Annotated in this window: 21 protein-coding genes; 13 read left to right on the forward strand and 8 right to left on the reverse strand. The window is 59.7% G+C overall.

The window, feature by feature from the left end; all coding sequences use genetic code 11:
• Positions 1-56: 56 nt before the first annotated feature.
• The gene (locus tag A8O26_RS09885; RefSeq protein ID WP_064117827.1) at positions 57-1,547 is read right to left on the reverse strand and encodes an aldehyde dehydrogenase family protein; all 1,491 of its coding nucleotides are present in this window, start codon (positions 1,545-1,547) and stop codon (positions 57-59) included.
• Positions 1,548-1,960: 413 nt separating this feature from the next.
• Between A8O26_RS09885 and A8O26_RS09890 the strand changes: the two genes are divergently transcribed.
• The 5 genes from A8O26_RS09890 to peaD all read left to right on the forward strand — a co-directional run bounded on the left by A8O26_RS09890 (position 1,961) and on the right by peaD (position 7,200).
• Positions 1,961-2,161 (forward strand): hypothetical protein, encoded by a 201-nt coding sequence (locus tag A8O26_RS09890; protein WP_064117888.1) that lies wholly within the window; start codon positions 1,961-1,963, stop codon positions 2,159-2,161.
• Between the two features lie 472 nt (positions 2,162-2,633).
• Positions 2,634-4,214, forward strand: coding sequence for a quinohemoprotein amine dehydrogenase subunit alpha (gene peaA, locus A8O26_RS09895; protein ID WP_064117828.1), 1,581 nt, complete (start codon positions 2,634-2,636; stop codon positions 4,212-4,214).
• An 82-nt stretch (positions 4,215-4,296) separates the two neighbouring features.
• Positions 4,297-5,727 carry a quinohemoprotein amine dehydrogenase maturation protein gene (gene peaB / locus A8O26_RS09900; protein ID WP_064117829.1) on the forward strand — a complete coding sequence of 477 codons (1,431 nt, stop codon included), beginning with the start codon at positions 4,297-4,299 and terminating at the stop codon, positions 5,725-5,727.
• 1 nt (position 5,728) lies between these two features.
• Positions 5,729-6,052, forward strand: a complete 324-nt coding sequence (qhpC, locus tag A8O26_RS09905) for a quinohemoprotein amine dehydrogenase subunit gamma (RefSeq protein ID WP_064117830.1) — start codon at positions 5,729-5,731, stop codon at positions 6,050-6,052.
• Positions 6,053-6,081: 29 nt separating this feature from the next.
• Positions 6,082-7,200 carry a quinohemoprotein amine dehydrogenase subunit beta gene (gene peaD, locus A8O26_RS09910; RefSeq protein ID WP_064117831.1) on the forward strand — a complete coding sequence of 373 codons (1,119 nt, stop codon included), beginning with the start codon at positions 6,082-6,084 and terminating at the stop codon, positions 7,198-7,200.
• Between the two features lie 121 nt (positions 7,201-7,321).
• Here peaD and A8O26_RS09915 read toward each other — a convergent pair whose 3' ends face one another.
• Positions 7,322-7,726, reverse strand: a complete 405-nt coding sequence (locus tag A8O26_RS09915; RefSeq protein ID WP_064117832.1) for a lysozyme inhibitor LprI family protein — start codon at positions 7,724-7,726, stop codon at positions 7,322-7,324.
• A 52-nt stretch (positions 7,727-7,778) separates the two neighbouring features.
• Positions 7,779-8,072 carry a hypothetical protein gene (locus A8O26_RS09920; RefSeq protein ID WP_064117833.1) on the reverse strand — a complete coding sequence of 98 codons (294 nt, stop codon included), beginning with the start codon at positions 8,070-8,072 and terminating at the stop codon, positions 7,779-7,781.
• Between the two features lie 142 nt (positions 8,073-8,214).
• On the opposite strand from A8O26_RS09920, the gene A8O26_RS09925 reads away from it, so the two are divergent.
• Together A8O26_RS09925 and A8O26_RS30445 are read left to right on the forward strand one after the other, a co-directional pair.
• Positions 8,215-8,703 carry an SRPBCC family protein gene (locus A8O26_RS09925; RefSeq protein ID WP_064117834.1) on the forward strand — a complete coding sequence of 163 codons (489 nt, stop codon included), beginning with the start codon at positions 8,215-8,217 and terminating at the stop codon, positions 8,701-8,703.
• Positions 8,704-8,715: 12 nt separating this feature from the next.
• The gene (locus tag A8O26_RS30445) at positions 8,716-8,850 is read left to right on the forward strand and encodes a hypothetical protein (protein WP_301336275.1); all 135 of its coding nucleotides are present in this window, start codon (positions 8,716-8,718) and stop codon (positions 8,848-8,850) included.
• A gap of 289 nt (positions 8,851-9,139) precedes the next feature.
• Here A8O26_RS30445 and acnA read toward each other — a convergent pair whose 3' ends face one another.
• A complete protein-coding gene (acnA, locus tag A8O26_RS09930) occupies positions 9,140-11,881 on the reverse strand; it encodes an aconitate hydratase AcnA (protein ID WP_064117835.1) in 2,742 nt (913 codons plus the stop codon).
• Positions 11,882-12,103: 222 nt separating this feature from the next.
• Here acnA and rlmM point away from each other — a divergent pair, with 222 nt between their 5' ends.
• Both rlmM and tusA read left to right on the forward strand, forming a co-directional pair.
• Entirely contained in the window at positions 12,104-13,177 is a 1,074-nt protein-coding gene (gene rlmM, locus A8O26_RS09935; RefSeq protein ID WP_064117836.1) for a 23S rRNA (cytidine(2498)-2'-O)-methyltransferase RlmM, read from the forward strand.
• A gap of 179 nt (positions 13,178-13,356) precedes the next feature.
• Positions 13,357-13,608 carry a sulfurtransferase TusA gene (gene tusA, locus A8O26_RS09940; RefSeq protein ID WP_064117837.1) on the forward strand — a complete coding sequence of 84 codons (252 nt, stop codon included), beginning with the start codon at positions 13,357-13,359 and terminating at the stop codon, positions 13,606-13,608.
• Positions 13,609-13,742: 134 nt separating this feature from the next.
• On the opposite strand, the gene A8O26_RS09945 is transcribed toward tusA, so the two are convergent.
• Complete coding sequence (locus A8O26_RS09945) at positions 13,743-15,152, reverse strand: MATE family efflux transporter (RefSeq protein WP_064117838.1); 1,410 nt, start codon at positions 15,150-15,152, stop codon at positions 13,743-13,745.
• 159 nt (positions 15,153-15,311) lie between these two features.
• Here A8O26_RS09945 and pdxB point away from each other — a divergent pair, with 159 nt between their 5' ends.
• Complete coding sequence (gene pdxB, locus A8O26_RS09950) at positions 15,312-16,454, forward strand: 4-phosphoerythronate dehydrogenase PdxB (protein ID WP_064117839.1); 1,143 nt, start codon at positions 15,312-15,314, stop codon at positions 16,452-16,454.
• Positions 16,455-16,623: 169 nt separating this feature from the next.
• On the opposite strand, the gene A8O26_RS09955 is transcribed toward pdxB, so the two are convergent.
• Positions 16,624-16,803 carry a PA1571 family protein gene (locus tag A8O26_RS09955; protein ID WP_064117840.1) on the reverse strand — a complete coding sequence of 60 codons (180 nt, stop codon included), beginning with the start codon at positions 16,801-16,803 and terminating at the stop codon, positions 16,624-16,626.
• Between the two features lie 256 nt (positions 16,804-17,059).
• Here A8O26_RS09955 and A8O26_RS09960 point away from each other — a divergent pair, with 256 nt between their 5' ends.
• A complete protein-coding gene (locus A8O26_RS09960; protein ID WP_064117841.1) occupies positions 17,060-18,865 on the forward strand; it encodes an ABC transporter transmembrane domain-containing protein in 1,806 nt (601 codons plus the stop codon).
• An 82-nt stretch (positions 18,866-18,947) separates the two neighbouring features.
• Here A8O26_RS09960 and A8O26_RS09965 read toward each other — a convergent pair whose 3' ends face one another.
• The gene (locus tag A8O26_RS09965; protein WP_064117842.1) at positions 18,948-20,876 is read right to left on the reverse strand and encodes a transglycosylase SLT domain-containing protein; all 1,929 of its coding nucleotides are present in this window, start codon (positions 20,874-20,876) and stop codon (positions 18,948-18,950) included.
• Positions 20,877-21,090: 214 nt separating this feature from the next.
• Here A8O26_RS09965 and A8O26_RS09970 point away from each other — a divergent pair, with 214 nt between their 5' ends.
• Positions 21,091-23,013 (forward strand): ATP-binding cassette domain-containing protein, encoded by a 1,923-nt coding sequence (locus tag A8O26_RS09970; RefSeq protein ID WP_064117843.1) that lies wholly within the window; start codon positions 21,091-21,093, stop codon positions 23,011-23,013.
• 174 nt (positions 23,014-23,187) lie between these two features.
• Here A8O26_RS09970 and A8O26_RS09975 read toward each other — a convergent pair whose 3' ends face one another.
• Positions 23,188-23,625, reverse strand: coding sequence for a universal stress protein (locus tag A8O26_RS09975; RefSeq protein WP_064117844.1), 438 nt, complete (start codon positions 23,623-23,625; stop codon positions 23,188-23,190).
• A 103-nt stretch (positions 23,626-23,728) separates the two neighbouring features.
• Here A8O26_RS09975 and A8O26_RS09980 point away from each other — a divergent pair, with 103 nt between their 5' ends.
• Complete coding sequence (locus A8O26_RS09980) at positions 23,729-24,166, forward strand: hypothetical protein (protein WP_064117845.1); 438 nt, start codon at positions 23,729-23,731, stop codon at positions 24,164-24,166.
• The last annotated feature ends 391 nt before the right edge of the window (positions 24,167-24,557 follow it).

Raw genomic sequence — 24,557 nt, forward strand, 5'->3', positions numbered from 1 at the left:
GACTGATTGGGAGAGGGCTGGGCGGGCGGCGTTCCGATGAGGGTGTTCTTGATCTTCTAAAGTTTGATCAACACCGATTTGAGCTCGGTGTAATGCTCGATCGCGGCATACCCCATCTCCCGCCCGACCCCGGACATCTTGTACCCACCAAACGGCAACGCCGGGTCCAGCGCACTGTGGCAGTTGACCCACACCGAGCCCGACTTGATCCGCGGAATCATCCGGTGCACCGCTGCCAGATCATTCGACCAGATGCTCGCGCCCAAACCGTAGGGGCTGTCATTGGCCATGCGCAGGGCATCGGCCTCGTCATCGAACGGAATTGCTACCAGCACCGGGCCGAAAATCTCTTCCTGCACCAGCGAATGCTGCTGATCGACATCGACGATCACCGTCGGTTTGACGAAGAACCCTGGCCCGAACTGCTCGCCACCGCAGGCGATGGTCGCGCCGCTTTCCCGGCCCATTTCGATGTAGTTGAACACGCGTTCCTGCTGGCGCGCGGAAATCAGCGGACCCATCTGCACGCTCGGGTCGAGGCCGTTGCCCATCTTCATGGCGTTGGCGATGTCGCTGATATCGGCCACCACATTGTCGAAATGTTTGCGCTGCACATACAGCCTGGAACCGGCGCAACAGACTTGGCCCTGGTTGAAGAAAATCGCACTGGCCGCGCCCGCTGCAGCGGTTTTCAGGTCGGCGTCGGCCATGACGATGGTCGGCGATTTGCCGCCCAGTTCCAGGGTCACGCGGGTCATCGAATCCATGGCGATCTTGCCGATCTGCTTGCCGACAGCGGTGGAGCCAGTGAAAGTCAGTTTGTCGACCAAAGGGTTATGCGTCAGCGCCGAGCCGGCAGTGATCCCGGTGCCGGTGACCACGTTGAACACGCCTTGCGGGTAACCGGCTTCGAGCACCAGCTCCGCCAGTTTCAGCGCGGTCAGTGGTGTTTCATCAGCAGGCTTGAGCACCACTGTGCAGCCAGTGGCCAGTGCCGGGCCGAGCTTCCAGCAGGCCAGCAGCAGCGGAAAGTTCCACGCGACGATGGCGCCGACCACGCCGACTGCCTCGCGACGGATGAAACTGTGGAACTGATCATCCGGCATCAATGGCAGCGACACCTCGACGCTGGAACCTTCGATCTTGGTCGCCCAGCCGGCCATGTAGCGCAGAAAATCGATCGCCAGTTGCACGTCCATCACCTGCGCCACCGCCGCACTTTTGCCATTGTTCAGGCATTCCAGTTGCGCCAGCAGTTCGGCGTCGCGATGCATCAGGTCGGCGAGTTTCCACAACAGATTCTGCCGCTCGCGCGGGCGGGTGCGAGTCCATGCGGAATCGTCGAAGGCCTGGCGCGCGGCGAGTACCGCACGGTCGACATCGTCCGGCGTGGCGCGGGGCACCACGCACAGCACTTCGCCAGTGGCGGGGTTATGCAGGGGCATGGTCTGACCGTCGGCGGCCTCGACCCAATCGCCGCCAATCAGCATGCGCGGTGCGCGCTGGATGAAAGCCGAAGTGGCGGGGAGCAGATACGGAAGGGACATGGCAAAGCCTCTTGTTGTTCGTTGTTGTCGAGAGGGCTTTCGCAATGGCTGTGCCAAATGTGCCATGGCGGCGTGCGGGCCTGACATGCTGGGCATGTGAGGTGAGTGTTGAGGCGTGCAGGGTGGTGAATTTGTCGCAAAAAGCGACAGTCCTTGAGATGCAAGATACGGATCGGAGTAGTGCTGGCGGACTCCGGACAAAACGGTGACCGAACTGCTGTAGGAAGAGTCGCTAGGCTGGCAGTTTACGTTGGCTGGTGGATCGAAGATGTTCGGGCTAAGGTCTTTTTTCAGCAGCGTATCGAGGGTGGATATGGGGTGTTCGGTGCCAGCGAAATGATGGATTTATCGCTGTCGCTTTTCAGTTTTACCTGCCATGGAATCGGCAGGTTCAGTGCTGCACAGGGATGTCGATGAAAAACAAAAGCATTCGATGGGCCGCCAGTTTAATGATGGGCATTGGTACTGGATTCATGGTGACTGGCGCAGCTTCGCTGGTGATTGGCGACGGAGACGATGCTGATGCGATCCGGTCAAGCGCAGTGATGGCTGTGACGAGCTTTTTCGTAATCCTTGCTTCTTTTGCCGTTTCTTTGTTCGAGGATAAATCATGAGTTTTTATATCATCATGGGACTCTGGTCACTCAGCATGATTGTGCTTATTACGAGTGTGCTTTGGTGGGGGAATCGGGTTGAAACCGCCAGGCGTAAGGCCAGGGAGTCAGTCGCCAACGAGCGCCCACGAGGGACGTGCCCAATGTGCTGCCAGTCTTGCGGGCGATACCCGATTCACCCGGACCATTCCGTTCGCTGACCCATTCTCTTCATCCCGCGACAACTATGCTTGTCTCACACTGCAACAGTTGTCGCGAAATTGGACGCCAGTCGACATTCCCGCCACCTCTGCAACGCAGTGATCTTCACGTAAATGCTTGATTGAAAAGCTTATCTGCAAGCTGGCACGCTCCGTGTATTGCTCATCACAGACGTTTCTCTTGCCTCCGTTTGCGCGACAGCGCCGACGGCAGAAACCATAAAAACGATAAGCGACAACAATAAGAAAGCACCGTGCGAGGTTCGACGTTGATGAAGAGAAGACTCCGATCAGGCATGAGCGCCAGCCTGCTGGCCGTGGCCGCTTGCGTGGCCCTGCATTCGCCGCACAGCCTGGCTGCCCGCGATGCCCAGACCATCCTGAAAGAAACCTGTCAGGGCTGTCACACCCCCGAAGCCGATAACGCCTTGAGCCGCATCAGCCACCAGCGCAAAACCCCGGAAGGCTGGCTGATGAGCATCGCCCGCATGCAGACCATGCACGGTTTGCAGATCAGCGATGACGACCGCCGCACCCTGGTCAAATACCTGGCTGACACTCAAGGCCTGGCGCCGAGCGAAACCGATGGCGTGCGTTACGCGCTGGAACGCCGGTTGAACACGGTCGAGCAGTTCGATGAGAAAACCAGCCAGATGTGCGGTCGTTGCCACTCCGGTGCGCGGGTCGCGTTGCAACGGCGTCCGGCACAGGAGTGGGAGCGCCTGGTCAACTTCCACCTCGGCCAATGGCCGTCGCTGGAGTATCAGGCGCTGGCGCGTGATCGCGACTGGTTCGATATCGCCCGCAAAGAGATGGTGCCGCTGCTGGCCAAGCGTTATCCACTGGACAACCCGGCGTGGCAGCAATGGCTGAAAACCGCACCGAAAGCCGCAGCGCTGGTCGGCCACTGGAGCTTCAGCGGTCACCTGCCGGGCAAAGGTGAAGTCGCCGGTGTGATGAGCGTGACCGCCGATGGCAACGACACCTTCAAGGTCAGCGTCAAAGGCCAATACGCCGATGGCAGCGCCTTCAATGGCGACGGCAGTGCGATTCTCTACAGCGGCTACGAGTGGCGCGGCAACGTCAGTGTCGATGGCGTGACCATGCGTCAGGTGCTCGCCGCTCAAGGCAACGCCATGCAAGGGCGGATGTTCGACGCCGAGCACGATGAACGCGGTCTCGATTTTGTCGCCGCCAAGCAAGGCTCGCAGCGTTTGCTCGCGGTGCAGCCGGGTTACGTCAAGGCTGGCAGCGAAACCGAAGTGACCCTGATCGGCACGGGTCTGAGCGGCAAACCGAACTTCGGCAAAGGCGTTGAAGTGGTCGCAGTGCTCGAGCAAAACGCCGAGCGCATCAAGGTCAAAGTCAAAGCCGCTGCCAATGCGCAACCGGGTGTACGCGCCGTCAGCATCGGTGCGCTGAAAGGCCCGAGTCTGTCGGTCTACAACACGATTGCCTCGGTCAAAGTGGTACCGGAATTCTCCGTGGCACGGATTGGCGAGGGCGGTGGTTCGACGCCGAAAGTCCAAGGCCGTTTCGACGCCGAAGCCTGGGGCAAGGGCGCCGATGGCAAGCCGTATCGCATTGGCGTGTTCCCGGCGCAGTGGAAGGTCGAAGCCTTCGACGACCGCGCCAAAGAGGACGAAGACGTCAAGTTCGCCGGCACCATGCAGGCTGACGCCGGCGTGTTTACCCCGGGCGATGCCGGGCCGAATCCTGCGCGCAAAATGTCCACCAACAATGCCGGCAACCTCAAGGTGATCGCCGCCGTCGACGATGCGGGGAAATCCCTCACCGGTGAAGGCCATCTGATCGTCACCGTGCAACGCTGGAACAACCCACCCATTCCTTGAGTTGCCTTGAACGCACACGCTTCAGACACTTTTCGGAATGACCGCAAGCCTCGCCAAGCGAGGCCTGCACAGGAGGTTTGCAATGGGCGCTATCTTGAATCTGGTCGAACGCAATCTGCACGAAGTGCACGTCGACGCCGACCGCATGCTGTTCCATATCCCCAGCAGTTCGCTGTTTGCCAGTGATGAGCTGACCGGCACCATTATCGACACGTTGCGTGGCCCCGGCTGCTCTTCGGAAGACCTGATCGAGCGCCTCGCCGCGCGCTTCAACGGCGAGGAAATCAACGAGACCCTGCGCGAACTGATCTCGCTGGAACTGGTCAGCGACGGCTCGCCACTGACCCCGGACATCGCGGCCAAACGCGTCGAGCGCACGGCAATCAACACCGTTGTGCTCAACGTCAACACCGGTTGCAACTTGAGCTGCACCTATTGCTACAAGGAAGACCTCGACAAACCATCCGCCGGCAAGAAGATGGACGTCGAAACCGCCATCGCTTCGGTGGAAATGCTCCTGCGTGAGTCGCCCGATGAAGAGCGTTTCACCGTGGTGTTTTTCGGTGGCGAGCCGCTGAGCAATCGCAAGCTGATTGAATACATGGTCGACTACTGCGAGAAGCGTTTCAGCGAGGCGGGCAAGTTCGTCGAGTTCGTCATGACCACCAACGCTACGTTGCTGACCGAAGACACCGTCGACTACCTCAACGCCCACCGTTTCGGCTTGTCAGTGAGCATCGACGGGCCGAAAACCGTGCACGACCGCAACCGCATCACCGTGGGCGGGCAGGGCACTTATGACGTGGTACGACGCAAGGCCCAGATGCTCCTGTCGCGCTACAACAGCCGTCCGGTCGGTGCGCGCGTGACCCTGACCACCGGCGTCACCGATGTCGAAACCATCTGGGATCACCTGTTCAACGAACTGGGTTTTGCCGAGGTCGGTTTTGCCCCGGTGACCTCGGGCGATATCAGCAGTTTCAACCTCAGCAGCGAAGAGCTGATCGAAGTGTTCGCCAGCATGAAACGCCTCGGTCGGCGTTATCTGCAAGCGGCGCTGGAGCACCGCAACATCGGTTTCTCCAACCTGCACCAGTTGATCACCGACATCCATGAAGGCCACAAAAAAGCCCTGCCGTGCGGCGCCGGGCTGAAGATGCTGGCGGTCGATCACAAGGGCGAACTGAACCTGTGTCATCGCTTTACCGGTTCAACCCTGCCGACTTTCGGCAACGTGCACAGCGGCGTAAAGCAGGTTGAATTGAACGACTTTCTGTCCCAGCGTCTGGATCGCACCAACACCGGTTGTGAGGATTGCCAGATCCGTAACCTGTGCTCCGGCGGCTGCTACCACGAGAGTTACGCGCGCTACGGCGACCCGACTCACCCGACGTATCACTACTGCGAACTGATGCGTGACTGGGTCGACTTCGGCATCGAGGTCTACACCCGAATCATGGCCAATAACCCTGCGTTTATCAGCAGCTACATCACTCCGCGCAAGGCTCACTGATATGAAACATCTCAAGGCAATCAATAACAAAGCGTTGAAGCTCGATCAGGCCGCAGAAGAAAACCGCATCGAAGAAGTGGTGGCGATGAGTTCGGTGGCGGGCTGCGCCTCGACCACCGACCCGGGCTGGGAAATCGATGCGTTCGGCGGCGTGTCGTCGCTGTGCCAGCCGATGGAAGCTGACCTGTATGGCTGCTCCGACCCGTGCTGGTGGCCGGCGCAGGTGCCGGACATGATGAGCACCTACCCGGACTGGAACAAGGATGCCCAGGCGTCCAACGACAACTGGCGCAACCTCGGCACGGTCTTCCCGAAAGACAAGTGATCGTCCCGGACACGAAGAAGGATTCCAGCATGCATAGCATCAAAGCCTGCGGCCTCGCCGCGTTCGCCGCGCTGAGCGTCTGCTCGTTCAGTGTTCTGGCCGATGAAAACACCGCGCTGCAAGACGGTCACGAGTACATGGTGACCACCAATTACCCGAACAACCTGCACGTCCTCGATCTGGCCAGTGACAGCCTGTACAAGACCTGCAAGATGCCCGACGCGTTTGGCCCCGGCACTGTGCAGCTGTCGCCGGATCGCAAGACTGCGTATGTGTTGAACAACCATTACGCCGATGTTTACGGTGTCGAGCTGGACAGCTGCAAACAGGTGTTCCACGCCAGCATTACTCAGCAACCGGGGGAAAAGGCGCGGTCGATGTTTGCCTTTACCGTCAGCCATGACGGCAAAGAGCTGTACACCATCGCCAACCCGACGCAGATGCTCAATGACCGCTACGAGGTCAAACAGCCGCGTCTGGATGTCTACGCGACTGATGCCGGACTGAACGCCAGGCCCGTGCGCAGCTTCCCGGCGCCCCGGCAACTGACGATCATGCAAAGCGGCGATGACGGCACGCTCTATGTGGCCGGTGCCGATGTGTACAAGGTCGATGTGCAGAGCGGCAAGTTCGATGTGCTGATCCCCAGCCGTCACTGGAAACGCGCGAACTACAGTGCGCCGGACGTGCTGTATGTGTGGAACCAGCAGACTTATCGGCATGACTTCTCGCTGCTCTACACAACGGCGAAGTTCAAGGACAAGAAGCAGGATCCGGCGACCGCCGAGTATCTGTACGGGCTGTTCAGCATCGACCTGAAAACCGGCAAGACCGAAACCACCGACTTTGGCCCGCTGACCGAAATCTACTTCAGCGGCATGCGTTCACCGAAGGATCCAAACTTGATGTTTGGCGTGCTCAACCGCTTGGCCAAGTACGACATCAAACAGAAGAAGCTGATTCAGGCGGCGACGCTGGAACATTCTTACTACTGCATTTCGTTCAACAAGGACGGCAGCAAAATCTATCTGGCCGGGACGTTCAATGACGTGGCGATTTTTGATGCCGGGACGATGAAGCAAACGGGGAGCATCAAGTTGCCTGGGGGAGATATGGCGATTACTACCGCGCAGATATTTGTCCGGTAAGTCGTGGCGTCTGCTCTGACGCCATCGCCAGCAGGCTGGCTCCCACAGGGTTTGTGAACGACACAAAACCAAGGTGGGAGCTCGCCTGCTAGCGATGAGGCCCTTGAAATCACTGGAAGATTCAAGCCCCCGGCACCGGGCAACTCATGTCACCTTCCTCACACTTCAAATACTCCTTCAGTGCCTCGACCCGCACCTTGGTCACCGCCGTCAGGCAATTGCTGTAAATCAACGGATAAACACTCCCACCCGTCACCCCGGACGCCGAAAACTTGCACTCGGCATCACGAAACCCGACCCACGCCCGCTGCGCGCTGACCAACAGCTTCTTGCCATCCGGATTGTCCTTCAAGCGCCCGGTGATCTGCTGATACAGCGTGTTCAACTCTTTGTCCGCCGCTTTGAATTCCTGCCCGGCGCACTGGTTCATCGTCGCCTGATCGCTGGCGTTTGCGCAGTCGACGGCGGCGTGGGCGAGGGGCGTGAACAGAAAGGGCGTCAGGGCCAGAAGCAGGCGTGGGGACATGGTCAAATCTCGCTGTAGATGTCAGGAATAGCAGCCATTGTAGCGATCAGGCTCAACTACCGCTGTAACCGCGCAGGCGCATGCAGTCGTTGGTCAGGTCGATCTGTTTCTCGGCCACGACGATTCCGTCACCCACCCCGGCGCCGACTGCCGCTGTCATACTTTTGTCCGACGGCGTGCTGCTGTAACTGGCGGTTGCCGATTTGGCCTGATACTGGCACTCGGCTTTGTCGTGGTCGATAGTCGCCTGGGACACACCCGGCTTGCTCCAGTGATCTACGGAAGTGACGCAGGCGGACAGCGTCAGCAGCAGGGTCCACAGGGTGGCATATCGCAAAGACTGCATGGTCTTCTCCAGTGCTCGTCGGAATAACCACTGAGTCTAGACGCTAAGACGGACGCTCAACGTCGACCGGATGACGGTTTGATACAACTTCACATTGGACATGTGGTCATACAGGCCTAGTGTTCAAAACAGGAGGTGACGTATGAAACCAGTACCCAATAGTTTCGAACGCAAAATCACGCTCAAGGCGCCGCGTTCCCATGTCTGGCGTGCATTGGTCGATGCCGAGGCGTTTGGCCAGTGGTTTGGGGTGGCGCTGGAGGGCAGGCGGTTTATTGCCGGTGAATGGACGCAAGGGCAGGTCACGTATCCGGGTTATGAACATGTGTTGTGGAATGTACTGATCGAACGGGTCGAGCCGCAGCAGCTGTTTTCGTTTCGCTGGCATCCGTATGCGGTCAATCCCAAGATCGACTACTCCCAGGAGCCGACCACGCTGGTCAGGTTTGAGTTGCAGGATTACGAGGACGGGACACTGCTCAAGGTGTCCGAGTCAGGTTTCGCGCATATCCCTGATGTGCGTCAGAAAGAGGCCTATTTCATGGACAGTCGTGGCTGGGAAGAGCAGTTGAGCCGGCTCGAACAGTTTCTTGTCGAGAGCGCCAAGGCCCGTGAGCGTAACGGTGGCTGATATTTTTCAACCTTGGCTCAAGCGCTGGTCGGCAATCGATCCGAAGCGGGTCAGGGGCGAGCGTGGTTTCTGGAAGACTACGCGCTGGAGCAGGTATCGGGGCAGCTGAAAGTCGCGCAGATCGCGGCGTCCATGCTCGATGCCTGACGCATCTAAGGGTTTTCGGAAGGGCTGCTATGGCGAATGTCTTACACGCGCTGGTAGCTTTTACGACTATTGCTGATTGGATCCACTGCGTAATCTACACACATCAACTGAGACACAGGGAGTGTTTCAGGATCACGGATGATCGACCATTTGCAAGGATCGCTGCCGACAGGGAGTCGATAATGGTCTTGGGAAAAACCCGCTTCGGCGGGTTTTTTTTCGCCCACAGAAAAGTGCATTGCTCTGACAGAAACACCGCCAAATGGCGGTGTTTCTGCATCCGCAGATCTTACGAGGCGATCAGTTGACGCAGGACATAATGCAAAATCCCGCCCGACTTGAAGTACTCCACCTCATTCAACGTATCGATCCGACACAGCACCTCGATTTTTTCCTGGCGCCCATCCTCGCGCGTGATCACTAACGGCAGGTTCATCCGCGGGGTCAGCTCGACCCCGGTCAAACCCTGGATTTCGAAGGTCTCCTTTCCAGTGAGGCTGAGGCTCTTACGGTTCTGATCAAGCTTGAACTGCAGCGGCAAGACGCCCATGCCCACCAGGTTGGAACGGTGAATCCGCTCGAAGCTTTCCGCGATCACCGCTTTGACGCCCAGCAAATTGGTGCCTTTGGCCGCCCAGTCACGGCTGGAACCAGTGCCGTATTCTTGCCCGGCAACCACCACCAGTGGCGTGCCCGAAGCCTGATACTTCATCGCCGCGTCGTAGATCGCCAGTTTCTCCCCGGTCGGCATGTAGATCGTGTTGCCACCTTCTTCACCACCGAGCATTTCGTTGCGGATCCGGATATTGGCGAAAGTGCCGCGCATCATCACTTCATGGTTGCCACGCCGTGAACCGTAAGAGTTGAAGTCCCGCGGTTCGACGCCTTTCTCGCGCAAATAGCGCCCGGCCGGGCTATCAGCCTTGATGTTGCCGGCAGGGGAGATGTGGTCGGTGGTCACCGAGTCGCCGAGCAGGGCCAACACCCGCGCACCTTTGACGTCCTTGATTTCCGGCAGCGGCCCGGAGATATCGTCGAAGAACGGTGGATGCTGGATGTAGGTCGAATCGTCCTGCCACACGTAAGTCGCGGCCTGCGGCACTTCGATGGCCTGCCATTGTTCATCACCGGCGAACACCTCGGCGTATTCCTTGTGAAACATCGCCGTGTTGACCTGACTCACCGCATCGGCGATCTCTTTACTCGATGGCCAGATATCGCGCAGATACACCGGATTGCCTTGCTGATCTTCGCCCAGCGGTTCGCTGCTGATATCGCTGCGCACGCTGCCGGCCAAAGCATAGGCGACCACCAGCGGCGGCGAGGCCAGCCAGTTGGTTTTCACCAACGGGTGCACACGGCCCTCGAAGTTGCGGTTGCCGGACAGCACCGAAGCGACGGTCAGATCAGCTTGCTGGATGGCTTTCTCAATGGGCTCGGGCAGCGGCCCGGAGTTGCCGATGCAGGTGGTGCAGCCATAACCGACCAGCGAAAAACCGAGCTGGTCGAGGTATTGCGTCAGCCCCGCCGCCTTGTAGTAATCGGTGACCACCTTCGAGCCCGGTGCCAGCGAGCTCTTCACCCACGGTTTGCGGGTCAGGCCTTTCTCCACGGCTTTCTTCGCCAGCAACCCGGCGGCCATCATCACGCTCGGGTTGGAGGTGTTGGTGCAAGAGGTGATCGCGGCAATGACCACCGCGCCGTTTTTCAGGCGGTAGGTGTGGCCCTCGTATTCGTATTCGGTTTCGCCAACCAGATCGGCATTGCCCACCGCGACGCCACCACCGCCCTCACTTTCCAGGCGGCCTTCTTCTTTGCTGGTGGGTTTGAATTGCAGGTCAATGAAGTCACTGAAGGCTTGCGGCACATTCGGCAGCGACACGCGATCCTGTGGGCGTTTCGGACCGGCAAGGCTGGCCTCGACGCTGCCCATGTCCAGCGCGAGGCTGTCGGTGAACGCCGGTTCCTGACCGGGCAAACGCCACAAGCCCTGAGCTTTGGTGTAGGCCTCGACCAGTTTCACCGCTTCCGGCGGCCGCCCGGACAGGCGCAAATATTCCAAAGTCACGTCATCAACGGGGAAGAAGCCGCACGTTGCACCGTATTCCGGGGCCATGTTGGCGATGGTTGCACGGTCGGCCAGCGGCAGGTCGGCGAGGCCGTCACCGTAGAACTCGACGAACTTGCCGACCACGCCTTTCTTGCGCAGCATTTGCGTGACCGTCAGCACCAGGTCGGTGGCGGTGATGCCTTCCTTGAGTTTGCCGGTGAGTTTGAAACCGATCACTTCCGGAATCAGCATCGACACCGGTTGCCCGAGCATCGCCGCTTCCGCCTCGATCCCGCCGACGCCCCAGCCGAGTACGCCGAGGCCGTTGATCATGGTGGTGTGCGAGTCGGTGCCGACCAGCGTGTCGGGGAAGGCGTAAGTGCGGCCGTCCTCATCCTTGGTCCACACGGTGCGACCGAGGTATTCAAGGTTGACCTGGTGGCAGATCCCGGTGCCCGGCGGCACCACGCTGAAGTTATCGAAGGCGCTCTGGCCCCAACGCAGGAACGCATAACGTTCGCCGTTGCGCTGCATTTCGATGTCGACGTTCTGCTCGAAAGCGCTGGCGGTGGCGAATTTGTCGACCATCACCGAGTGGTCGATCACCAGATCCACCGGCGATAGCGGATTGATCCGCTGTGGATCGCCGCCGGCCTTGGCCATCGCCGCACGCATCGCGGCGAGGTCGACCACGGCGGGGACGCCGGTAAAGTCTTGCATCAATACCCGGGCAGGGCGGTATTGGATCTCGCGGTCGGAGCGGCGCTCCTTGAGCCAGGCGGCAATGGCCTTGAGGTCGGCGCCGGTGACAGTTTTTTCATCTTCCCAGCGCAGCAGGTTTTCCAGCAGGACTTTCAGCGACATCGGCAGCTTGTCGAGGTCGCCCAGGCTTTTGGCGGCATCCGGCAGGCTGAAATAGTGATAGGTCTTCTGGTCGATCTGCAGTGTTTTAAGGGTCTTCAGACTATCGAGGGACGGCATTACGATCACTCCTTTGAATCCGCACGGCTACGGATTGAGGGGACGGGCAGAGCTATCAACGTAGCCCTGTTTTCATTAGCTGGCTAATAACTGGACTCTATGAGCGGAACCAAGGTTCCGACATCGGCTATCATGCGCCGGTTTTCGTGACAGGCTTTGCTGCAACGCAAGGCCTGAGCATCGCGCAGGGGCCGAATCACCGCCCTCTGCCCAGGAGTAAGAATGAACACCCTATTCATGCATTGCCGGCCGGGCTTCGAAGGCGAAGTCTGTTCGGAGATTTCCGACCTCGCCGCGCAACTTAACGTAGCTGGCTACGCCAAGGCCAAAGCGGCCTGCGCCTACGCCGAGTTTGTCTGCACCGAAGAAGACGGTGCCGAGCGCCTGATGCGCGGTCAACGCTTTGCCGAGCTGATCTTCCCGCGCCAATGGGCGCGCGGGGTTTTCATCGACCTGCCGGAAAACGACCGTATCAGCGTGATCCTCGCGCACATGGCCGATTTCCCGGTGTGCGGCAGCCTGTGGCTGGAAGTCGTCGACACCAACGACGGCAAAGAACTGTCGAACTTCTGCAAGAAATTCGAAGGCCCGCTGCGCAAGGCCCTGACTGGCGCCGGCAAACTGGTGGAAGACGCCAGCAAGCCGCGTCTGTTGCTGACCTTTAAAAGTGGTCGTGAAGTGTTTCTGGGCATGGCCGATGCCGGTAATTCGGCGATGTGGCCGATGGGCATTCCGCGTCTGAAGTTCCCGCGTGAAGCGCCGAGCCGTTCGACGCTGAAGCTGGAAGAAGCGTGGCATCACTTCATCCCGCGTGATCAGTGGGAAGATCGCCTGCACAGCGACATGACCGGTGTTGACCTCGGCGCTGCGCCGGGCGGCTGGACCTGGCAACTGGTCAACCGCGGCATGCTGGTGACCGCGATCGACAACGGTCCGATGGCCGAAAGTTTGATGGACACCGGTCTGGTCCAGCATTTGATGGCGGATGGTTTTACCTTCAAGCCCAAGCAACCGGTGGACTGGATGGTCTGCGACATCGTCGAGAAACCGGCGCGTAACGCCGCGATGCTTGAAGAATGGATTGGCGAGGGGCATTGCCGCGAAGCAGTGGTCAACCTGAAACTGCCGATGAAGCAGCGTTACGCCGAAGTGAAGCGTTTGCTTGAACGCATTGCCGAGGGTTTCAAGGCACGCGGGATCAAGGTCGATATCGGCTGCAAACAGCTGTATCACGACCGCGAGGAAGTGACCTGCCACTTGCGCCGGCATGACATCAAAAAAACCAAATCCCGCTGACACACTGCAAAACCCTGTGGGAGCGAGCCTGCTCGCGAAAGCGCAATCCGATCCAGCAATGATGTTGGCTGATACGACGCCTTCGCGAGCAGGCTCGCTCCCACAGGGGGGGTGTAACGCCACAGATGACCGAATACCCGGCAATGCGCGACAATGCCGGCCAGTTTCAGGAGTGAATCATGAGTGAAATGATCGATACCCCGGTCGACGGCACCCTCGACGCCACCGGCCTCAATTGCCCGGAGCCAGTGATGATGCTGCACCAGCACATCCGTGACCTGCCGCCCGGCGGCCTGCTCAAGGTGATCGCCACCGATCCGTCGACCCGTCGCGACATTCCCAAGTTCTGTGTGTTTCTCGACCACGAACTGGTGGGCCAGCACGAAGAGGCCGGTACTTACCTGTACTGGATCCGCAAGAAACACGCTTAACAGCAGCTACACATAAAACAACGGTGGGAGCGAGCTTGCTCGCGAAAGCGGAGTGTCAGTCACTGTAAATGTCGACTGAATCACCGCATTCGCGAGCAAGCTCGCTCCCACTTTTTTTGTCCTGTGTTAATGGCTTAGCCTGCGCTACGACTGATCCGAATTCGCTTGCGCGCACTGCGCGTCAGGCGGATCGACAGCATAAACGCCGCACAGCTCAAGCCCACGATCAGACCCTGCCACAAACCGCTCGGGCCACGTGGTTCACCGAGCCAATCGGTCAGGCCGAGGGCGTAACCCACTGGCAAACCGATGCCCCAATAGGCGAACAACGTCAGGATCATAGTCACCCGTGTGTCCTGATAACCGCGCAGCGCACCGGCGGCGGTGACCTGGATCGCGTCGGAAAACTGGAACAGCGCCGAATACACAATCAGCATCGCCGCAATGTGAATCACCGTCGGATCAGCGGTGTAGATCGCCGCAATCGGCTCACGCAGCAACAACATCATGCTCGCCGACAGGCAGGCGTAAGCCAGCGCAGTGCCCATGCCGACGCCCGCGGCAAAGCGTGCTTCACGCGGTTCTTCACGGCCCAGGGCCTGACCGACACGCACAGTAACTGCCATGCCCAGCGAATACGGAATCATGAACACCAGCGAGCTGACGTTCAGCGCAATCTGATGCCCGGCCACGACGGTGGCGCCCAAGCTACCGATCAGCAGGGCGATCACCGCGAAAATACTCGATTCGGCAAACACCGCGATGCCAATCGGCAGACCGATCGACAGCAGGCGCTTGATCACCGCCCATTGCGGCCAGTCGAAACGGCTGAAAATCTCGCTCGAGCGATAGGCCGGGGCCCAGCGCTCATAACCGGCCAGGCCCAGCGCCATCACCCACATCACGATCGCCGTGGCCCATCCGCAGCCAACGCCGCCCATCGCCGGCACGCCGAAGTGGCCATAAATGAAGACGTAATTCAGCGGAATGTTCAGCGCCAGACCGCACAGGCCCAGCACCATCGCCGGGCGGGTACGGCCGATGCCGTCACTGGTGCAGCGCAGCACGTGATAGAACGCCACCGCCGGCAAGCCGCTGGCGATGCCATGCAGGTATTGCATGCACGGGCCGATCAACTCGGGATCGACCTTCATCAGGTGCAGCACCGGCTCGGCGGCAACCAGCATGGCGGTGGCGATCAGCCCGACCACCAGCGCCAGCCACAATGCCTGACGGACGATCGGGCCGATCTCGCTGTGGGTGCCGGCGCCAAAGCGCTGGGCGACTTTCGGCGTTGTGGCCAGCAGGGTGCCGGTCATCAGCAGAAACACCGGCACCCAGATCGAGTTGCCCAGCGCCACGGCCGCCAGATCCTTGGGCCCGACGCGGCCGGCCATCACCGCATCGACGAAGCCCATGGCCGTGGTCGCCAGTTGCGCGATGATGATCGGTAACGCCAGGGCGAGCAGGTTCTTGAACTCCAGGCGAATGCGCGCGGGGCGGGTGAGGGAGACGGCGACAGGTTGATCGGTTACAGAATTCACGGGCAAAGCGTCCACAGGAGTTGATGCGCAGGGCGCCGCATTCTACGCCGCTGACGCCTTGGTCAGGAAAAATCCTCTGTTGCGGATTTGTAAGCGCAAAGCTCGCTGGCTCAGCGACCGATCTGCACCTAAACTGCCGATCCGCCAAAGGAGCCCGCCATGCTGATTGTTGCCGACGAAAATATCCCGCTGCTCGATGCCTTTTTTGCCGGTTTCGGCGAGATCCGCCGCGTGCCGGGCCGTTCCATCGACCGTGCGACGGTCGCGCAGGCCGACGTATTGCTCGTACGTTCGGTGACTAACGTCAACCGTGCATTGCTTGAAGGCAGCAAGGTGCGCTTCGTCGGCACCTGCACCATCGGCACTGATCATCTGGATCTCGACTACTTCAATGAGGCCGGCATCACCTGGTCGAGCGCACCCGGCTGCAACGCCCGTGGTGTGGTCGATTACGTGTTGGGCAGCCTGATGACGCTCGCCGAAATCGAAGGCGTCGATCTGCCGCAACGGACCTACGGAGTCGTCGGCGCCGGCGAGGTGGGCGGGCGCCTGATCAAGGTCTTGAAGGGCCTGGGCTGGAACGTCAAAGTCTGCGATCCGCCGCGCCAGGCCGCCGAGGGTGGCGATTACGTCAGCCTTGAGCAGATCATCGATCAATGCGACGTGATCAGTCTGCACACACCGCTGACCCGTAGCGGCGATGGCGCCACCTGGCATTTTTTCGATCAGCCGCGTTTACAGCAGCTCAAGCCTGGCGCCTGGCTGATCAACGCGGCACGTGGCCCAGTGGTGGACAACGCCGCGCTGCGCGAAGTGCTGTTGGCGCGTGAAGACCTGCAGGCGGTGCTCGATGTTTGGGAAGCCGAACCCGAAGTCGATGTTGCTCTGGCTGATCTCTGCGTGCTGGCCACTCCGCACATTGCCGGTTACAGCCTTGATGGCAAGCAGCGCGGAACGGCGCAGATCTATCAGGCTTACTGTGAATTCATCGGGCAACCGGCGAGCATTCAGCTCAGTGAGCTGTTGCCGGCACCGTGGTTGTCGGAAGTCACCTTGCATGCCGACAGCGATCCGGCCTGGGCGCTGGCGATGTTGTGCCGTGGTGTGTACGACCCGCGCCGCGATGATGCGGATTTTCGCCGCAGTCTCGTCGGCAATGTCGGCGAGCAGCGCGCGGCGTTCGATGTGTTGCGCAAGCAATATCCGGTGCGGCGCGAGATTGAAGGGTTGAGGGTGCGGATTGAAGGGAAATCGCCAGAGTTGGCGAAGATCGTGGCGGCGCTGGGGGCGGTGGCTGTCTAGAAACCGAGGTTGGCCCTTTCGCGAGCAGGCTCGCTCCCACATGGATCTGTGACTCACAAAAGATCTCCTGTGGAAGCGAGCCTGCTCGCGAAGGCCGCGCCACAAATACCTGATCTGCAGCCAGAAAAAACCCGGCCAAAGGGGCCGGGTCAGGAAGACGGTGGCTATATCACTCTTGTTCGGCAGGCTTGACCAATCGCTTCTCCAGTTCGCGGCACGCGTCCTGGATCATGTCTTCAGTGATCGGTACTTCACGCCCGTCCTTATCGATAATCGAGCAACCCAGAGTCTGGCCGGGCTTGGTGCGGATCACTTCAATCTTGTCATCGCTGCTGTGTTGCAAGGACATGGCCTGTCTCCTCATCAGGTTGTGTACGCAGATTAAAGCCGCCACGTGACCAGGCTGTGACAACGCCTTTCGGTCCGTCATGAGCGGCCATTCCAGTCCAACAGAAATGACCGTTCGTCTCAACTGCGACGTTAGACCGTTAGTAACTATGGCCTAGTCTTTGGGGGCATATTTAACCTGACTCATTGTGATTTACAGAGTTCCACCCCAAAGAAGGTTTACGCTAGCCCTTTCATCAACACGGATGCGTACCTGAATGACCCCGAAGCTTTCTTCAAGGCACCGGCGCGCCCTGCGTCTGACCAGTCGATTTCTGGCCCCTTACCGCTGGCAAGTCATCGGTGCGCTGCTGGCGTTGATCGTCACGGCTGCCGTCACGTTGTCGATGGGGCAGGGCATCAAGTTGCTGGTCGATCGCGGCTTCATGACCCAGTCGCCGCATCAGCTCAATCAGAGCATTGGCATCTTCATGTTGATGGTGCTGGGCCTGGCCGTCGGCACGTTCGCGCGATTTTATTGGGTGTCGTGGATCGGCGAGCGCTGTGTGGCCGACATCCGTCGCGAGGTGTTCAACCATCTGGTCTATCTGCATCCAGGCTTTTACGAGAACAACCGCAGTTCGGAAATCCAGTCGCGGCTGACCGCCGACACCACGCTGCTGCAATCGGTGATCGGCTCGTCGCTGTCGATGTTCCTGCGTAATCTGCTGATGGTGATCGGTGGCGTGATCCTGCTATTTGTGACGAATGCGAAACTCACCAGCATCGTGGTGATTGCCTTGCCGTTCGTGGTTGCGCCGATCCTGATTTTCGGCCGCCGCGTGCGCAATCTGTCGCGGCTGAGCCAAGACCGGGTCGCCGATATCGGCAGCTATGTGTCGGAAACCCTCGGCCAGATCAAAACCGTGCAGGCCTACAACCATCAGGTCCAGGACGAGCGGCGTTTTGCGACGACGGTCGAGGACGCGTTCGACACGGCGCGCAAACGCATCTTTCAGCGCTCATGGATGATCACCATGGTGATCGTGCTGGTGCTCGGCGCGGTGGCGGTGATGTTGTGGGTCGGTGGCATGGACGTGATTGCCGGGCGCATCACCGGTGGCGAACTGGCGGCGTTTGTTTTCTACAGTTTGATCGTCGGAAGTGCGATCGGCACTCTGAGTGAGGTCATCGGCGAACTGCAACGTGCGGCAGGTGCCGCCGAGCGGATCGCTGAATTGCTGGGCTCGGAAAACATCATCCAACCGCCCACCACCGGTCTGGTGACGTTGCCGCAGCGTGTGCGCGGCGAGTTGCAATTGCAGGAAGTGCGCTTTTCCTACCCTTCGCGTCCTGAAAGCTATGCCGTCAACGGCTTGAATCTGACCATTCGCGCTGGTGAGACCCTGGCGCTGGTGGGACCGTCCGGCGCTGGCAAGTCCACGGTGTATGACTTGCTGTTGCGTTTTTATGATCCGCTGGAAGGGCGGATCCTGATTGACGGTGTGCCGCTGACCAGCCTCGATCCGTTGGACCTGCGCCGCCACTTCGCACTGGTGTCACAGTCGCCGGCGCTGTTTTTCGGCAGCGTTGAAGAGAACATCCGCTATGGCAATCCCGGGGCGACACTGGAGCAAGTCATGGACGCGGCAAAAATTGCTCACGCTCACGACTTCATCGAGAAAATGCCCAACGGTTACCAGACGCATCTTGGCGATGGTGGCCTCGGTCTTTCCGGTGGCCAGCGTCAGCGCCTGGCGATCGCCCGTGCGTTGCTGGTCGACGCACCGATCCTGCTGCTGGACGAGGCCACCAGTGCCCTCGATGCGCAGAGCGAACATTTGATTCAGGAAGCCTTGCCGAGCCTGATGCAGAACCGCACCACGCTGGTGATCGCGCATCGACTGGCCACGGTGAAAAACGCTGACCGGATTGCGGTGATGGATCAGGGCAAGCTTGTGGCCATTGGCACCCATCAGGAATTGATTGCCAGCAATCCGCTGTATGCGCGGTTGGCGGCATTGCAGTTCAACGATGGCAAGAGCGCTTCAACGAACCCTGTCACCGACCCTGCCATTCACTGAGTAACCGCTCAGGTTGTGCCCATAAAAAATGCCCGTATCTCGCGATACGGGCATTTTTTGTTACTCGGCGTCAGTCGCGGGATCACTGATCGTCGAAGTAGCGCTCATGCCAGTCCACCAGTGGCTGTGGCGAGTTGAGCTTCTGCCCGTAGATTACCGAGTACGACAGCACGTTCTGCACATACTGACGGGTTTCGTCGAACGGAATGCTTTCGACCCACACGTCGAAGCTCAGATGATCAGCGCCGCGCAACCATTGGCGGACGCGACCGGGACCTGCGTTGTAGGCGGCGGAGGCGAGGACGCGGTTGCCGTTGAACTGGCTGTGCACTTGGCTCAGGTAAGCGGCGCCGAGCTGGATGTTCTTGTCCGGGTCGAGCACTTGCTGCGGCGAGGCCAGTGGAATGCTGAACTTGCGTGCGGTTTCCTTGGCGGTGCCCGGCATCAGTTGCATCAGACCGCTGGCGCCGACGCCGGAGCGGGCATCGTCCATGAAGGCACTTTCCTGGCGGGTGATGGCAAACACCCAACTCGAATGCAGGCCACGTACCTTGGCTTCACGCACAAGGGTTTCGCGGTGGGCCATCGGGAAACGGATGTCCAGGTCATCCCAGTACTGCGCCTGGCTGATGGTGCGGATCGCCGGGAAATACCATTTCAAGTCGTAAGCGAGTTTCGCCTGGGCAACCATTTCATCGCGGCTGAAATGGCGGCTGACGTGATACCACTCGCGACGACCGTCGACGATCTGCCCGCGTGCATGGAACTCCAGCGCGCGGCGCACGCCAGGGGTGTTGCGCACTTTGTTGATCAGCGCCTGGCTGAGCACCAGTGGTTTGTTGTTCAGCGAGTACGGCGATTGCGAACGGTCGGCGGCAAGGAACCCGTAGAAGTCACGTTCCCGTGCGAGGCCCTTGTACAGCGTCTGCGCTTGCGGGTTCTGTGGCTGGGCCAGTTCCAGACTGCGCGCCTGCCAGTAACGCCAGCGATTGGTGGTGGCGAGGTCTTGCGGCAGACGTTTGGTCAGTTGATAGGCATCGTCCCAGCGGGCCAGACGCAACAGCAGGCGCAGGCGCCATTCCGAAACCGTGTTGTCGCGCAACTCGGGGTCGTATTTGGTCATCACGTCCAGCGCACGGCTGTCGAAACGCCGGGCCAGGGTCAGGCCGATTTCCCGGGCGATCGCAACTTTTTCATCGCGGGAGAAATGCATGCTGCTGGCGTAACCATCGAGCAGGGCCATGGCCTTGTCCGGGTCCTGACGCGCCAGTCGGCGCAGGCCGAGGCTGACCACATCGGACATCGGCTCATCGGCCGGGGTGAAGCGCGAAGGCTGATTGAGCAGCTCTGGCTTCTGCGCCACATCTACCAGCAAGCGCCCGCGTGGGGCGAGGGTAGTCAAGCCGTTGACCAGGCTGTTGGCCAGCGGATAGTTGCGCGTCTGCGCGGCGAGCTTGGTGCGCTCCCAGCGTTTCTGTTCGGTGAGCTGGCCGTCGGCGGCCCAGATGCCGAACAGCGCGTCACACGCGGCGGGCTGCGATTTGCCGGTCAGCCAGAGCTTTTCGGCGTTGGCATACCCTTCGGCCTTGTGGCCGCTGCTGATCTGGTACTGCGCATTGAGGCAATCCAGTTCAGTGAAGTTGAGTTTTGGGTCGTAGTACTTGACGAAGGTCGCCCAGTCGCCCCGGTCGGCGAGCCAGCGCAACCAGCGCAGCTTCATCCAGTTGGCCTGGGGCAGGTCACCGTGTTCGGCGAGAAATTTCTCGATTTCCGCGTTGCTTGCGGTTTTCAGGCGCGCGGTCAGTTCGTCGTAGGCCAGGTACGGTTCCAGCGGATAATCGGCCAAGGCCTGGCTGTAACGGAAATACGGGCCGGTATCACCTTTGGCCAGTGCGCGCTTGGCTTCATCGTAATACTGGCGTTGGGTGGACAGGTCCACCGCCTGGGCGGATTGAGCGGCAGCGGCGGTAAGTAGCAAACAGGACAAAACACTGAAAAGGCGACTGCGCATGAGACATCCGGGCAGAGAAATCATGACAAGTGCCGACACGAATCAGCACTGAATTGTCTGTAGCTTAGCCTTTTGCCAGCAAGCGGCGAAAGCTTTGCCGGCCTCGCAGCACAAGTTCGCAACAAATGTTGTGCAGAGTGCTTCGACAGACAAATTGCCGGCCTGCTGGAGCCCTAACTCAGGTAGAATGCGCGCCCGGTTTTTGGAGAAGCTCATGACCCTGCTCAAATTCAGCGATGTGTCCCTTGCGTTCGGCGCTATGCCGTTGTTGGACAAGGTGTCCTGGCAGATCGCCCGTGGTGAGCGGGTGTGCATCATCGGCCGCAACGGCACTGGCAAGTCCAGCATGATGAAACTGGTCAAGGGCGACCAGAAGCCCGATGAAGGCTCGGTGTGGCGTGCCCCCGGTCTGAAAATCGGCGAATTGCCGCAAGAATTGCCGGTGGCCGACGATCGGACGGTGTTCGACGTGGTCGCTGAAGGCCTTGATGGCGTGGGCGCGTTGCTCGCCGAATACCATCACCTTGCGCAGAACTGCGTCACTGAAGAAGATCTGAACAAGCTGATGCACGTTCAGCAAGACCTCGAAGCCCGTGATGGCTGGCGTTTGCAGACTCTGGTCGAAAGCACCTTGAGCCGCCTGCAACTGCCGGCGGACAAGACCCTCGCCCAGTTGTCCGGCGGCTGGCGTCGGCGCGTGCTGCTGGCACAGGCGCTGGTGTCCGAGCCGGATCTGCTGCTGCTCGACGAGCCCACCAACCACTTGGATATCGGTGCGATTGCCTGGCTCGAAGAGGCGCTGAAAGATTTCCAGGGCGCCGTGCTGTTCATCACGCACGACCGTTCCTTCCTGCAAAACCTCGCCACGCGCATCCTCGAACTGGATCGCGGCGGCCTGATCGACTGGAACGGCGATTACGCGAGTTTCCTCGTACACAAAGAAGCCGCGCTGGCCGCTGAAGAAACCGCCAACGCGCTGTTCGACAAGAAACTGGCCCAGGAAGAAGTCTGGATCCGCCAGGGCATCAAGGCTCGCCGCACCCGTAACGAAGGCCGCGTTCGCGCCCTAAAGGCGTTGCGCGTCGAGCGTAGCGAACGTCGTGAACGCACCGGCAAGGCCAACATTCAGTTGGACACCGCCGACAAATCCGGCAAGCAGGTGATGGTGCTCGAGAACGTGAGTTTCGCTCACCCGGGCGGTCCGTTCCTGATCAAGGACTTCTCGATGGTCCTGACGCGCGGCGACCGTATCGGTCTGCTCGGCGCCAACGGCACCGGCAAGACCACCCTGCTGAAACTGATGCTCAGCGGTCTGCAACCGACCAGCGGCAAAGTGGAAGAGGGTACGCGCATCGACGTGGCCTACTTCGACCAGTTGCGCCATCAGCTGGATCTGGAAAAAACCGTGATCGACAACGTCGCCGAAGGTCGCGACTTCATCGATATCGACGGCCAGAGCCGTCACGTGCTGAGCTACCTCGGCGACTTCCTGTTCAGCCCGCAGCGTGCCCGCACGCCGGTCAAGGCACTGTCGGGTGGTGAGCGCGCGCGTCTGTTGCTGGCCAAACTGTTCAGCAAGCCGGCGAACCTGCTGGTCCTCGACGAACCGACCAACGACCTTGACGTGGAAACCCTCGAGCTGCTCGAAGAAGTGCTGCTGACCTTCAACGGCACCGTGCTGATGGTCAGCCACGACCGGGCATTCCTCGACAACGTGGTTACCAGCACCCTGGTCTTCGAAGGTGAAGGCAAGGTGCGTGAATACGTCGGCGGCTATCAGGACTGGATCCGTCAGGGCGGTTCACCGCGTCTGCTGGGCGTGACTGAAAGCAAATCGGGCAAGGCTGATTTGAATTCGGCGGTGGTCACCGCCGAGCCAGCAGTCGTTGCAGCGCCTGCCGCCGCGGCCCCGGCTGCGAAGAAGAAGTTGAGCTACAAGCTGCAGCGCGAGTTGGAAGCGTTGCCAGGCGATATCGATGCCAAGGAACAGCAGATCGCTGCGGTAGAAGCCGAAATGGCTGAAGCCGGTTTCTATCAGCGTCCTGCGGCCGAGACGGCCAAGGTGATTGCTTCGCTGGAGCAGTTGCAGGCTGAACTGGATGCGTTGGTGGAGCGTTGGGCCGAGCTGGATGCCTGATTGACCCGGATGTGAAAAAGCCCGGCGCTCAGTGATGAGCGCCGGGCTTTTCATATGGGGTTGGGGATCTAATGTGGGAGCGAGCCTGCTCGCGAATGCGGTGTGTCAGGCGGCATTAATGCTGAATGTGCCAACGCCTTCGCGAGCAGACTCGCTCCCACAATGATCAGTGTTTCAACGTTTGACCAGGTGGACGGCGAGGACGTCGCAAGGCGCGCCGTGCAGTACGTCATTGGCGGTCGAACCGAGCAACAGCGCCAGGCCATGTCGACCATGGCTGCCGACCACGATCAAATCGCACGTTTGTTCCTTGGCGAAATGGTGGATTTCCTGACGTGGCTGGCCGTAGGTCAAATGGCAGTTGGCGCCTTCGAGTTCGGAGTACTTGAGCTTCAGGCGCTCAAGACGCTCCTTGGCCTGATCGAACTGCTGTTGTTGCAGTTGTGACAGATCCATCGGCACGTCGCCGCCAAAGGCCATGGCCATCGGTTCGACGATATGCACCAGCGACAACTTGGCGCCATTGTTCACCGACAGCTCTCGGGCACGGTGAATCACAGGGTCGCACTCTTCAGTCAGATCTACGGCGACCAGGATGTGGTGGTAGGGCATGAGGTGCTCCTCGTGAGTTTTCAATATTGTTAAGTATGGCTGGTTTCAAGCGCATTGGTTCCAAAGTGACACAATGCGCTCACCAAGAATTGGGAATAGAGATATGACGGTCTGGTTAGTGGTGTCAATCCTGTTGGTGGTTTTGAGTCCGCTGGCGTGGTTGCGTCCTTCGCGCGCGCAAAGCGGTCGCATCGCCTTGCGCATGGAGGCGCGGCGCATCGGTCTGGCCATGCAACTGGCGCCTCAGGAATGGCCGCACTGGCTGGCACAAGAGCCGCCGAGCCCGTGCGCGCAGTATCACCGGCCACGTCGGAGCAAGCAGCCTGTCTGCTGGACTTACTGGCAGAAATCGCCGGGCGTGTGGGTCAATCAGTGGCAGGAAGTCTGCGAGGATCGAGCGCTGCTCAATCATTTCGAAAAGTTGCCAGGCAACGTTTTCAAAGTCGAGGCAGACAAGCAGATGATCGCCTTGTATTGGGGCGAGAAGGGCGAAGCCTCGGTTTTGCAGGATATCGACGCCACTCTGAAAGCGCTGGCGTGACACGCGGACTTTTCCCACTGCAACGGTGGGGAACGTCCGGCAGACGCGTAATAAAAAGCCCGACATGATTCATCGGGCGGGGTTGGCCAGGCAGGCCGGAAACTTTTTGAAGCTGATGTGGCTTGGCGCGTTCGGCGCATTTCCCTGTAGTCCCCCAGCGTAGCCCTTTAAACAGGGGCTGCCGTGAATTAGGGCGACATTTCTAACTATTGATTCTATGAATGGGTCCACATGCAGACGCGTGTTGCTGGTCTTCGTCGTACGGAAGTGACCGCAAAGTCGCATTTCAACCCGTATTTTGGGCGATTGACAATTGTCGGAAATTCCGTGAAGGTGACGTACCCAAATCAAACGGGCGTATGAATTGAGCGTTTGTCTTACAGACTGCTCC

The sequence above is a fragment of the Pseudomonas fluorescens genome (assembly GCF_001648775.1).
In the GTDB taxonomy this organism is placed as follows: Bacteria; Pseudomonadota; Gammaproteobacteria; order Pseudomonadales; family Pseudomonadaceae; genus Aquipseudomonas; species Aquipseudomonas fluorescens_M.

What these genes read in the sequence shown, in the direction of transcription:
- peaA (WP_064117828.1), top strand. Translation starts at nt 2,634, where the DNA reads ATGAAGAGAAGACTCCGATCAGGCATGAGCGCCAGCCTGCTGGCCGTG.
- tusA (WP_064117837.1), top strand. Translation starts at nt 13,357, where the DNA reads ATGAGTGAAATGATCGATACCCCGGTCGACGGCACCCTCGACGCCACC.
- pdxB (WP_064117839.1), top strand. Translation starts at nt 15,312, where the DNA reads ATGCTGATTGTTGCCGACGAAAATATCCCGCTGCTCGATGCCTTTTTT.
- A8O26_RS09890 (WP_064117888.1), top strand. Translation starts at nt 1,961, where the DNA reads ATGAAAAACAAAAGCATTCGATGGGCCGCCAGTTTAATGATGGGCATT.
- A8O26_RS09970 (WP_064117843.1), top strand. Translation starts at nt 21,091, where the DNA reads ATGACCCTGCTCAAATTCAGCGATGTGTCCCTTGCGTTCGGCGCTATG.
- A8O26_RS09975 (WP_064117844.1), bottom strand. Translation starts at nt 23,625, where the DNA reads ATGCCCTACCACCACATCCTGGTCGCCGTAGATCTGACTGAAGAGTGC.
- peaB (WP_064117829.1), top strand. Translation starts at nt 4,297, where the DNA reads ATGGGCGCTATCTTGAATCTGGTCGAACGCAATCTGCACGAAGTGCAC.
- A8O26_RS09965 (WP_064117842.1), bottom strand. Translation starts at nt 20,876, where the DNA reads ATGCGCAGTCGCCTTTTCAGTGTTTTGTCCTGTTTGCTACTTACCGCC.
- A8O26_RS09960 (WP_064117841.1), top strand. Translation starts at nt 17,060, where the DNA reads ATGACCCCGAAGCTTTCTTCAAGGCACCGGCGCGCCCTGCGTCTGACC.
- A8O26_RS09885 (WP_064117827.1), bottom strand. Translation starts at nt 1,547, where the DNA reads ATGTCCCTTCCGTATCTGCTCCCCGCCACTTCGGCTTTCATCCAGCGC.
- peaD (WP_064117831.1), top strand. Translation starts at nt 6,082, where the DNA reads ATGCATAGCATCAAAGCCTGCGGCCTCGCCGCGTTCGCCGCGCTGAGC.
- A8O26_RS09955 (WP_064117840.1), bottom strand. Translation starts at nt 16,803, where the DNA reads ATGTCCTTGCAACACAGCAGCGATGACAAGATTGAAGTGATCCGCACC.
- A8O26_RS09920 (WP_064117833.1), bottom strand. Translation starts at nt 8,072, where the DNA reads ATGCAGTCTTTGCGATATGCCACCCTGTGGACCCTGCTGCTGACGCTG.
- A8O26_RS09915 (WP_064117832.1), bottom strand. Translation starts at nt 7,726, where the DNA reads ATGTCCCCACGCCTGCTTCTGGCCCTGACGCCCTTTCTGTTCACGCCC.
- acnA (WP_064117835.1), bottom strand. Translation starts at nt 11,881, where the DNA reads ATGCCGTCCCTCGATAGTCTGAAGACCCTTAAAACACTGCAGATCGAC.
- A8O26_RS09925 (WP_064117834.1), top strand. Translation starts at nt 8,215, where the DNA reads ATGAAACCAGTACCCAATAGTTTCGAACGCAAAATCACGCTCAAGGCG.
- A8O26_RS09980 (WP_064117845.1), top strand. Translation starts at nt 23,729, where the DNA reads ATGACGGTCTGGTTAGTGGTGTCAATCCTGTTGGTGGTTTTGAGTCCG.
- qhpC (WP_064117830.1), top strand. Translation starts at nt 5,729, where the DNA reads ATGAAACATCTCAAGGCAATCAATAACAAAGCGTTGAAGCTCGATCAG.
- rlmM (WP_064117836.1), top strand. Translation starts at nt 12,104, where the DNA reads ATGAACACCCTATTCATGCATTGCCGGCCGGGCTTCGAAGGCGAAGTC.